Annotated in this window: 3 protein-coding genes; all 3 read left to right on the plus strand. The window is 40.9% G+C overall.

Annotated features, from left to right (window positions below):
• On the plus strand, positions 1–2,829 hold a 2,829-nt coding region (locus tag AN214_RS21040), incomplete at its 5' end, for an amino acid adenylation domain-containing protein (RefSeq protein WP_152960830.1).
• Positions 2,830–2,831: 2 nt separating this feature from the next.
• Positions 2,832–10,856: a non-ribosomal peptide synthetase gene (locus AN214_RS21045; RefSeq protein WP_054981511.1), complete on the plus strand. Its 8,025-nt coding sequence runs from the start codon at positions 2,832–2,834 to the stop codon at positions 10,854–10,856.
• Positions 10,853–12,581 (plus strand): condensation domain-containing protein (locus AN214_RS21050; protein WP_235576791.1); only part of this gene is annotated, 1,729 nt, incomplete at its 3' end. The genes AN214_RS21045 and AN214_RS21050, both read left to right, overlap by 4 nt.

Here is a 12,581-nt window from a genome sequence, read left to right on the forward strand (position 1 = left end):
GACGGTTGGAGCCGGGTAAGTCTTACTACCGAGCTTTATCGTTACTATGAAACCCTCTTAGCGGGTGAGGCAGTGATTCCAGTTGCTACCGATTGGACTTATCGAGATTATATTGCCTTAGAGCAGAGGGATATCAACGATCCGACAGCGGAGCAATACTTCGCAGCCGTTTTGGAAGACACCTCAGCTACTCAGCTACCTCAGGAAAGCGAGGGTGCAAGTCATACAATGGAATCTCAAAAAGAGCATAACGTTACTGGTTTCAATGCTATATCATCAAAGCTCATCGATATATCAAAGCAACTAGGTGTACCTCTGCAGTCGGTATTACTGGCGGGTCACTTAAAAGTCATCTCGTTGATGAGTGGCTTCGATAAAGCGTTAAGTTGTGTTACGGTAAATGGCCGTCCGGAGCAAGAAGGGGCAGAAGACAGTATTGGATTGTTTTTGAACTCTTTGCCTTTCTCTTATGATATGAGATCTGCAAGTTGGCGTGCGTTGATAACGTCACTAAATAGTGAATATACCAATGGGTTTAATTATCGCCGTTATCCGCTGTCAATTGTTCAGCAACAATCTGGAATGGCATTAGACGAAGTACTATTTAACTACACACATTTTCATGTTTACGATTCAGTTTCTGATGAAGTTGAAAAGCAAGGGCTCGAAGTACTCGGCGCTTCAGGATTTGAGCAAACAAACTATGGCTTAGTTGTTTACTTGACTCGTATGGTGGGAGCCGAAGAGATTGATCTCGCGTTTGCTTACGATAGTTCTCGTTACTCCGAAGGCTTTATTAAAAAGCTAGGTGACTACTATGAAAAAGTTTTCACAATAATGCAGGAGAACCTAGACGATAACCACTTTGCGAATTCTTTTGTAACAGATTCTGAGAAAAACTTATTAATAGAAAGCTTGCACAGTAGAGAGAATTATAATATTAAGTGTATACATCAGCTAGTAGAGTCCCAGGCACTGAAACTGCCAAACGGAATAGCAATAGAATGTGACGGAGAAATACTTACTTATTCAGAGTTGAATGACACAGCTAATCAGCTAGCTCATCATTTGCTTGAATTAGGATTAAATCCAGGGGATTTGGTTGGTGTATGTGCCAATCGTTCTTTGGATATGGTTATATCTCTGCTTGCGGTATTAAAAGGTGGTGGGGCTTATGTACCACTTGATCCTGAGTATCCAGATGCGAGATTACAGCATATATCTGAAGATTGCGGTTTTGATATATTAATAACGCAGCAGGCATACAGTGCAAGGTTCACTTCGTTGTCGAGAGCGAAAAAGACAATTGAGATAGATAGCGCTGATATTAGTGAAAAAATAGCAAACTTTTCGAAAGAAAACCTAACAGATGTAACAACCAAACCGGATAATCTCGCTTATGTGGTATTTACCTCAGGTTCAACAGGCAAGCCAAAAGGGGTACTTCAAACACACAGCACGATTGTAAACGTTGTACTAGGGCAAACAAGGGATGAGAAGTTTAAGAATAAACTTAAAACCTTGCAGTTTGCGTCATTTAGTTTTGATGTGTCGATTCAGGAGTTAGCCACTGCCTGGTTTACTGGAAGCCCGACTTATCTCTTAACTGATCAAGAGAAAAAGTCATTAGAAAGCTTACCGTTATTACTTGCAGAACAAAAAATTGAGCGAGTGTTTTTACCGCCATTAGTACTTAATATGATTGCTGAACAAGTTTTAAAAAGCGGGAAAGAACTACCGGAGTTGCAACAAGCTATAGTTGCAGGTGAGGCGTTGGTCATCAGCCATGAGTTGAGAGATTTTATGTCTCTTCATCGTAACTGTGAATTGCATAACCATTATGGTCCAACAGAAGGGCATTGTGTTACGGCTATGCATGTTAAGGATTATCGAGTGGGAGCAGCGCCGATTGGGAAACCTCTTGCTAATGTCCAATGCTACATTCTTAACAAACGGCAGCAACTTGTGACTCAAGGCGCAATAGGTGAACTTTATTTCTCTGGCGCACAGCTCGCTAAAGGTTATTTTAACCTCGCAGAACAAGAAAGTGAGAAATTCGTTGCTAATCCATTTAGCCAGTCTCCCGGTGCGAAGATGTATAGAACTGGGGATTTTGTTCGATATCGACAAGATGGCGTTGTTGAGTACTTAGGACGAATAGACGATCAGGTTAAAGTCAGGGGCTTCCGAATTGAGCTCGGTGAAATAGAGTCTAAATTAGCTAAATTGCCTAGTGTTAACGCAGCAACGGTGATAGCGAAACAAAAAGAGGGTGTAGGAAATCAGCTTTTGGCTTACGTCACCCTGAGTGAAGTTGCTCTCACGGGATCGGAACAGCAATCTGAAGACGAAAAGATTCGCACTATATCTAAAAGGTTAAGGGATCTCTTGTATTCAGACCTGCCCAGTTACATGGTGCCTTCATTTATTTATCCGATGAAAAGCCTTCCGATTACCGCAAACGGAAAAATTGATAAAGGTGCACTACCTGAACCTGACTTAACATTAATGCAAGAAACCTTCATTCAACCAGAGCCAGGAACAGAGTCTGAATTAGCTGAGATATGGAGCAAATTGCTTGAAGCCAAAACCGATGAAATTAGCGCGACTGCAAATTTCTTTGAGTTAGGTGGACATTCATTGCTTGTCATCAAGTTAATTTCGGAAATAAGAGAGCACTGGCAGATTGAACTACCGATTCAAACTATTATGGAATCTACAAGCTTGAAAGAACTTGCCACCCAAATATACGCAAAGTCACTTATTAGCAGCATATCAGCTGAACAAAATAATGTGATTGGTGCGGACGAGATGGAAGTAGAATTGTGAATATGATTGTCTTTTTCGAAAAACTGAAGTCGTTAGATATTCGGATCTTATTAGACGACAACGGAAAGTTAAAAGTCCAAGGCAAAAAGGAGAACCTCACGGCAGAATTACTCGGTGAGTTAAAAGCAAACAAACAAGAGCTAATCAACTGGCTGAGCCAAGATATCAAGCCGAGATATGAAGAAATAGATCGTATTGAAAGGCTGAACCAGCCTTTCAAAACCTCTTTTTCTCAACAGCGACTTTGGTTTATTGATCAACTGCAACAAGGCAGTGCTGAGTATAACTTGCCAGCGGCATTTGAAGTCAATGGAACGTTTTCTGTTGAGGTTGCAGAGGAAGCTTTTGGTCGAATTATTGAAAGGCACGAATCCCTTAGAACGGTGTTTCTACAGCCAGAGAATGAAGTGCTTCAGCGCATTCTTACTGAGTTTGAGTTTAAAATAAAGCAAGTAAATTTGGCAACGTTGCCTGACCACGAGCAGCGCATTCAAGCTCAAAGTTTGGCGGTACAAGATGCAACGAAAGTATTTAATTTGCAAAAAGATCTGATGTTACGAGCAAGCTATTTAAGGTTTTCGCAGAGTTCTGGTGTATTACTCTTTAACATGCATCACATTGCTTCGGATGGTTGGTCTATCGCGATACTGGTTAATGAGTTTATTGCCGAATATGAAGCCATTAAGCATAGCAAGCCAAGCCCTGTACCTGAACTTACTATCCAGTATGTTGATTACGCGTACTGGCAGCACGATTGGTTGAAGACGGAGAAACTTGAAAATCAACTGAATTATTGGTTGGACAATTTAGCGGATGTGCCTGCCTTACATTCTATTCCCACTGATTTTAAGCGACCGTTAGAGCAAACTTTTGTCGGTGATAAAGTAGATGTCTCTCTGCCCGTATCCATCGCAGAAAGGCTAAATGCCTTGGCGCAGTCTACTCAATCTACATTGTTCATGATTATCCACGCTGCGTTCAGCCTAACTTTAGCCCAGTTTAGTCATAATGACGATATTGTTATTGGAACACCTGTTGCTAATAGGATGCACAAATCTCTGGAAAATTTAATTGGATTTTTCGTTAATACGTTAACATTAAGAGCCGATTTGTCAGGACAACCAACATTTAGCGAGCTACTTGAGCAAATCAAAAAAGTAAATTTAGGTGCCCAAGCGAATCAGGATATTCCCTTTGATTATTTAGTAGAGCAGCTTAACCCACAAAGAAGTACGTCTTATTCGCCATTGTTTCAAATCACCTTGGAAATGAATACCAACGCTGAGAGTGAAAGTACCGAGACATCCTTCGAACTATCCCCATTTGGCGCAATGGAAGTAACAACGAAATATGATCTGACGCTGTTTGTTTTCGAGGGGGAGCAAGGGCTAACACTGAGCTTTACTTACAATAAAGCCTTATTTAACCATCATAGTATTTCGACTTTAGCCTGCTATGTGAAAAAAATATTAAGGGAAGTTGCATTTAACCCGCACATTTCTTTCGAACAAATGATGCGACTAACTGAGCAAGATACCAAGACGCTTTCAAGTCAACATGGAAAAAGCACTGAATATCTTCAAACGACACCGACACTGTTAGAAGCCTTCCAGCGTCATACCAAAATGTCACCAGATGCGCTCGCAGTTAAGTTCGCTGAAGGTAGCATGAGTTACTCCGAGCTGAATAAGAAATCATCACAACTTGCTGAGTACCTCATAGATAATTCGATCGGAATGGGGAATGTCATCGGAGTATGCTTACCTCGGAGCTTCGATTTGTTGATTGCCTTATTAGCGGTCTTGAAAAGTGGCAATGCTTACTTAGCTCTTGAGCCAAGCTTACCTTCAGAGCGATTGCGATTTATGTTAGAGGATAGTGCAGCGAGCTTATTGCTTACCGATAGGTCAGAATCTAACGCTTGGTATCAAGAAACAGGCTGCCAAGTTATTGCATTAGATAGTTTTGCTGTTGAAGAGGCGTACGCACACTACTCAGATACTGAAAGTCAACTTGGCCAAGTCGAGCCTGATGATATTGCCTATTATATTTATACATCTGGTTCAACTGGCAAGCCCAAAGGAGTTGGGATTAACCACAAGGGCTTGATTAATTACCTTCTCCATACAAAAGAGCATTATTTTGATAAAGGCATACTTCAGGGAGTTGTGAGTTCTCCACTCAACTTTGATGCAACAGTGACCACGCTTTGGGGGCCACTCGTAGCTGGTAAAACTGTCTCACTTGCTACCAATCGAGAGGATGAATTATTAGTAGATTTAGTTGCAAAGATTAAGTCTGAGCCACCTAGTGTTTTCAAGATAACGCCGGCACATATCGACGCGATTCAGCCTATGTTCGATGGAGTCGTTACCACCCCGCATCGTTTTGTTATTGGCGGAGAACAACTTACGGGTAGACTATTAAGTCAGTTCCGTTTGTTTCTTCCTAACGGATACTTTGTCAATGAATATGGACCGACAGAAACCGTTGTGGGTTGTAGTGTTTATGAAGTCGTCCCGCAAACGGAAATCGATACAAACAGGTCAATTCCAATAGGTCGTCCAATACAAAATACACGACTCTATGTTGTGGGAAAAGCAGGTCAAGTTGTGCCTCCTGGAAGTGTGGGTGAACTAGTTATTGGTGGTGATGGCGTAGCCAACGGTTACTTAAACAGGCAGCAACTAAGTGACGAGAAATTTATCAATGACAATTTGTCAGATGAAGAAAACGGACGACTCTATCGCTCCGGAGATTTAGTTCGTTCCTTAGCTTCGGGTGATTTGGAGTACCTTGGTCGAGCTGATGAGCAAATTAAAATTCGAGGGTTTAGGATTGAACCCGGAGAGATAGAAAATCAATTGATTCAGCAACCACTTGTTTCAAATGCTGTCGTCCTTGCTCAGAAAATTAATAACGGTAGCAAACAGCTCATTGCTTATGTCACAGTTGAAACAGACGAAGAGAATATAACGACTAAGCTAACCGCTGAGTTAAAAAAAAGTTTACCCGATTACATGGTGCCTTCTCAAATTGTCATTTTGGACGAAATGCCGATAACTCAAAATGGGAAAATTGCAAAACAAAAGCTGAGGTTACCCGAAAACTATACTGAGAAAACGTCTTTTGTTGCTCCCGTTAACGAGATCCAGATGCAGCTTTGCGATATATGGCAACAAGTCATAGGTGTTGAAAAAATAGGAATAACAGATAATTTCTTTGCCCTGGGTGGTGATTCAATTTTGTCTATTCAAGTTGTTTCGCGCGCGAATAAGGTCGGTATATCTATTACGACTCGGCAAATATTCTTGCATCAAACCGTTGAGCAATTATCTCAGCATGTCAATCAGGGTGTTGTGAAAGACAGGCCGCAAGAAGAAACTAGCGGAACTCAAGAATTGTTACCTATCCAGCATGGATTTTTACATTCCGAAGGTGAACCAGAAAATCATTTTAACCAATCGGTATTACTCAGCATTCCACCTGAACTTGGGTTAGCTCAATTAACGCTTATTTTCGAGGCGTTGGTTAAAAGACACGATGTGTTGCGATTGCGTTTTACTCAACAAGAAAAGCGATGGAGTGCTCACTACGTAGATTCTGCCAAGCTTAATTGGCAGGATTGCATCGCAGAAGCAACACTTCCTGAAGACCAAAGCCGTTGGCCTAAAATAATTGAATCTCTGAGCGAGGATTGCCAACGAGCTCTAAATCTAAGTAATGGGCCTTTATTTAAAGCACAATTGTTTAGAGGCCAACATAGCTCTAGGCTCCTCATTGTTGTGCACCATATTGTTGTAGATGGGGTATCTTGGCGGATCATTTTGAAAGATCTTGAAATGGCAGTAAACCAAATCCTAGATCATTCTCCGCTGACATTAGAAGAAAAATCGTCGAGTTATGCCCAGTGGGGTGCAGCACTTAACGAATTCGCGAACTCTGAAACCTTACTGTCAGAAAAAAGCTTTTGGGAGCAGCAGCTACCGAAAGAAGAGAAGACATTCCCTGTTGACAGAGAAAGCGATACTACTCCGGATTTAGCAAGTTCTGAATCAATTATGATTCAGCTCTCGGAGTCACAAACTGAAAAACTGTTAAAAGAATGTCCTAAAGTTTATCGAACTCATATTAATGAGTTATTACTGTCCGCAGTCTGCTTAGGACTCTATAAATGGCGTAACATTGACGACGTAACCGTCATGCTGGAAGGTCACGGTCGGGAAGAACTATTCGAACATTTAGATTTGAGTGAAACTGTTGGCTGGTTTACGACAATGTATCCGGTAAAACTGGAAAATAAAGAGATTGACGCTGGCAGTATTATAAAAACTGTAAAAGAGCAGATTCGAGCCATACCCAATAACGGTATAGGTTTTGGTGTGTTAACACATCTCGCAGCACCAGAGAGCTTTCCTAATAAATCCACGTCCGCAGACGTACCAATACTCTTTAACTATTTGGGGCAATTTGATCAGGTTGCCGAGCAAAATGAGCGGGTGTCATTTGCATCAGAAAATAGTGGTACAGCAATAAACCCATCAAGAAAAAGAGAATATTTACTCGCGTTAAACGGCATGGTAGCAGGAGGGAGACTGAATTTTTCAGTGGATTACAGCGTACAGCAGTATGAATTTGAATCGATAAAGCTCCTCGCTCAAAGTATTGAATTAGCCTTTGTCGAGCTCATTGAACATTGCCTGGAAAAAGAGAAGGGTGAATTTACCCCAAGTGACTTTCCTTTGGCTAAAGTAACCACTGAACAATTAAATATCTGGCAGTCTAGTTACGAACTCGACAAGCTTTACCCAGCAACTTCAATGCAGCAGGGCATGCAGTTCCATAGTTCGATTGAAAAAGGTGCTTATATCACCCAAATGGTATTGCAAATTGAAGGTGAATTGCACATCACAAATTTTCGTCAGGCTTGGCAGTCGATTATCGAGCGACATGACGTGTTCAGAACTGCATTTGTCGGTGAGGGTGATCAGCTTCACCAGCTGGTTTGTGAAAATGCGAAGCTGATTTGGCACTTTGAAGATTGGTCGAAACTGACGAAAGAACAAGCTAAAGATAAATTCAAAGAATACCTATTTCTTGATAAGGCTAAAGGCTTTGATACAAATTCGGCGCCGCTACTTCGTTTCGCTATGTTCAAACTTAGCGAAACGGAATATCAATTTTTATCTACCCACCATCATATGTTAATGGATGGTTGGTGCTTAGGGATTATTTATGGTGAGGTGATGAGTATTTACCAAAGCTTGTGTCACGGGCAAGATCCCGAATTAACGGAACCGAGTAGTTATGAGTCTTATATCGCTTGGCTAGATAAGCAAGATAACTCGGTTGCTACAGACTATTGGAAAAACTATCTGGTAGATATGGAAGCACCGACTAAATTACCTATGGATGTCGCTGGTGAGGAAAGCGTCGAGTTTGCTTATCGGGACCAAAGTGTAAGCATAGATAAAGTGAAAACAGAACAACTTAAGGCCTTTGCTAGCTTGCATGGTGTAACCATTAACACCTTGCTGCAATTTGCCTGGGGTGCTGTATTGCACGCGTACTCAGGTGATAATGAGGTTTATTTTGGTAGCACGATTTCTGGTCGCCCCCCCGAACTTGAAAATGCAGAAACTATCGTTGGACTGTTCATCAATAGCTTGCCGCTAAAGGTGAGTTTCTCGGAAGATTTGCCCATTTCTGACTATTTAAAGGCTTTACAACTAGACTTCCAATCTAGCAGCGAGAAAGGCTTTTTGTCATTAGTAGATATTCAGGGTGAAACAGCAGTTCAGCGTGACGTTCAGCTCTTTGATAGCTTAATGGTTTTTGAAAACTATCCGTTTGATGAAATTGAACAATCTCCTGAAGAAGAACTGACACATAGTATTGCAATTAGCTCTGTTGAAGTTGAAGAGCAAACGACTTTCCCAATGACGTTAACCGCATTTGTTGCGGATGAAATAAACATTAGTTGTAAATATTTTAGTAATTGGTTTAGCCCATTTTTAATGGAAAAAATGATGGCCAATTTGCATCAGGCCTTGGTCAACTTATTAACCTGTGAAAGTCTTTTTGACTATCAAATTCTCACCGACGAGGAGCGAAATTATTTGCTTTCAGATCTGGTAAGTGATACAAAGATCTCATTGGTCAGTGAAACGATCCACGGCTTGTTCGAACGCAGTGCAAAACTGACTCCTGAAGCGGTGGCTATAGAACACTCGGGTGTTCATCATAGCTATAAAGCGTTAAACGAGAAATCTAATCAACTTGCTCGTTTGCTAGAAAGTCAGGGAATTAAAAAAGGTGACCTAATCGGAATTTGTGTTGAGCGATCTGCGGACATGGTGTTATCTATGCTGGCCATCTTGAAGATTGGCGCAATCTTTGTTTCGTTAGACCCAGAGTATCCAAATGAAAGACTCGGCTATATGTTGCAAGATTGCGATATAAAATTGATTCTTACTCAGGCTACTTTGTCGGAGCGAGTTCGTCAGTTTACAGATGTTTCTCTTATGCCTGTTGACCAAGCGAGTTTAGATGATTCGTTAGCTGACTTTGCAACTGATAACCTAACTCATATCACGATCAAGAATAGTGACTTGGCTTATATTGTTTTTACTTCTGGTTCTACTGGCAGGCCAAAAGGGGTAATGCAATCCCATGGAACCATTTCCAACTTGGTGTCTGCGCAATCGGCAGATGGTACCTTGCAGAAGTGTTGCAGAACACTTCAATTTACTTCTTTTAGTTTCGATGTTTCCTACCAAGAAATGGCGACCTGTTGGTTTACTGGCAGCCCGCTAATTATCTTGCCTGAAGATAGTAAAAAGAACTTGGCGAGCTTACCAAGGGAGATGAAAGCACTGCATATCGAGCGCGCCTTCTTGCCTCCGACGGTATTTAATTTATTGGCAGAAGAGTTGCTCAAGGATGAGATAACGTTAAATGAATTACGCGAGGTTGTTGTTGCCGGAGAAGCATTGATTATATCTCAAGGGCTTCGTAGCTACCTGGAGCAAAATTCACAGTGCCAACTGATTAATCATTATGGACCTACTGAAACTCACTTGGTATCGAGTAAGGTGGTAAATCTTAACGAAAGCGATCAACCTTCTATTGGCTGGACTATTCCGAATGTACAATGCTACATTTTAGACGTGAATAAACACCTAGTTCCCTATGGCGCAGCTGGAGAGCTATATGTCAGTGGCGCTCAGTTAGCTAAAGGATATAGTAACAATCAATCACAGACAGACGAGCGTTTTGTAAGCAATCCTTTTAGTCTCAATCCACAAGAAAAAATGTATCGAACTGGCGACCTGGTTCGCTATATGAAAAGTGGCGAGTTAGAGTATTTGGGGCGCGCCGATGAGCAGATAAAAATTCGAGGTTTTAGAGTTGAGCTTGGTGAGATTGAGACGAATATCTCACAGTTGACAGGCGTTAAAAACGCAGTGGTAAAGCTGAGTAAAGAAAAGCAATCTATAAGCCAACTCATTGGTTACGTTACTTTAGAAAAACAGACTGAATTACCTGAGCAGGTTTCCACAGATTTAATTAAGTTATTAAAAACCCGTTTACCAGATTATATGGTGCCTAAGGTTATTATGCCGTTGGAGTCGTTTCCACTGACTCATAACGGTAAAGTCGATAAGACGAAATTGCCAGAACCAAGTCAAGAATACTTCCAGTCCGAGTACGTCCCTCCCAGTTCCGATTTAGAAAAGCAAATGACTGAGATTTGGTCAGCTCTTTTGGAAATTGACGCTGAGTCAATTAGTGTTTTAGCTAACTTTTTTGAGTTAGGGGGCCATTCGCTTTTATCGGTTAGGTTAATTTCAGAATTACGCAGAGTTTTTTCAATCGAACTTTCTATTAGAGAAATATTTGAGCTCAATGATCTCCAAAGTCTATGTAATAAATTATCTCAGCTAATTGCTGAAAAAGAAGCATGGGAAAAGCGTAAGTCAATGTTAACGAGTAAGAACAAAAAAAATAAGAAGGTTGCACTATGAATATTGAAGAATTGCTCGATACCTGTATTGAAGCTGAAGTTGAATTCTCGATTGAAGGTGATGAGCTTTTCCTTCTTTGTGATGGGGAACTACCAGAACAGCTACTTTCTGATATCAAAAATAATAAAGTGGCCATTAAAGAGTACTTACAGAGAAGTGAAAATGTAAGTAACGCCGAACAGGAACAAATCGATCGAATTGAGCGGAATGCTGATGATTATCCTGTTTCTTACACTCAACAGCGATTGTGGTTTATCGATCAATTGGAAGGTCAAAGCGCTGTCTACAATATGTTTACTCCGGTGGAGCTTGTCGGGCGTTTAAGTCAAGAAGCTTTAGAAAATGCCTTAAATGCACTAATTTCTCGACATGAAGTATTGAGAACGACATTTCGACAAGATGAAGGTGGAGAAATCAGACAGATTCTGAATTCAGTCCGGGAGTTGAAGATCGAAACCCAGGATGTTTCCAGTTTAGAAATAGCAAATCAAAAAACTAAAATTGATCAATTCATATCTGATGAAGCTCTTAAGCCCTTTGATCTCAGCCAGGATTTGATGCTTCGAGTAAAATTGATAAAGAAAGCCCCTCAAAAACACCTATTACTTTTTACAATGCACCATATTGCTTGTGATGGTTGGTCACAAGGTATTTTGATTAATGAGTTTACAGAGCTTTATAGTGCTTATTGCGAGAACAGAGATAGCAGGTTAGCGCCGTTAAAAATACAGTATGTTGACTATGTGCATTGGTTGCGCGAGAAATTGTCAGGCGAAAATTTAACAAAACAACTAAATTACTGGAGTAGCCAACTAGCAGACTTTCCCCAGACTCACTCATTGCCGTTAGATAATGTCAGACCGACGCAGCAGTCTTATCAAGGAGCTTCTTTCTATCAATCAATTGATCCTAAAGTTTGTGTGGCATTAACTCATTTATGCCAGCGCCAGGATGTCACTTTGTTTATGTTGCTTGAGTCCGTTTTTGCTTGGTTAGTTTCAAGTTATAGTGGCACGGACGATGTTGTTATTGGTTCACCTATGGCGGGTCGTAATCACCAGGATACTGAAGGTTTGATTGGTTTTTTCATTAATAACCTTTCTTTGCGTACTCAGATTGATGGTGATCCGACTTTTAAAGACTTTTTGCATAAAAACAAGCAAGTGATCCTAGATGCCTATTCCAACCAGGATTTACCTTTCGATATGTTAGTTGAAGAGTTGCAGCCGGAAAGAAGCCTTAGTTACAACCCGGTATTTCAAATAGTCTTTGGATTGAATAACACTGGTTCGGGAGACCAAAGCCTTGCACTTCCCGATTTAGAGTTGAATGCGCTTTCGAGCGAGTTTCAACCTGCAAAAGTCGATATTGAGCTTAGTGTAGTTGAACAAAATGGTGAGATTCATGTCGCTTGGATATACAGTACTGATTTATTCTTAGAACAAACTGTTAAGAGCTTTGCCGAGACATATGCGCGATTATTAAAAGAGATTAGTGTTGATTTGTCACTTAAATTAAGTGAATACCCATTATTGGACGACAAAAGCAAAAACTATTTAATCAATGAATTGAATCAAACCGATCTCACGTATGAGACAAAACCGCTTATTAGCCAATTTATCCAACAAGCGAAGGTGACGCCAGACGCGATAGCCTTGCGTTGTCAAGAAGAGACCTTGACGTACCAAGCGCTAGCATCCCAAGCGGAGCGTTTAGCTCATTACC

This window comes from Pseudoalteromonas sp. P1-9, from assembly GCF_001399975.1.
GTDB lineage: Bacteria > Pseudomonadota > Gammaproteobacteria > Enterobacterales > Alteromonadaceae > Pseudoalteromonas.

Excerpts from the sequence above, each read along its gene's own strand:
- AN214_RS21045 (WP_054981511.1), top strand. The coding sequence starts at position 2,832 with ATGATTGTCTTTTTCGAAAAACTGAAGTCGTTAGATATTCGGATCTTA.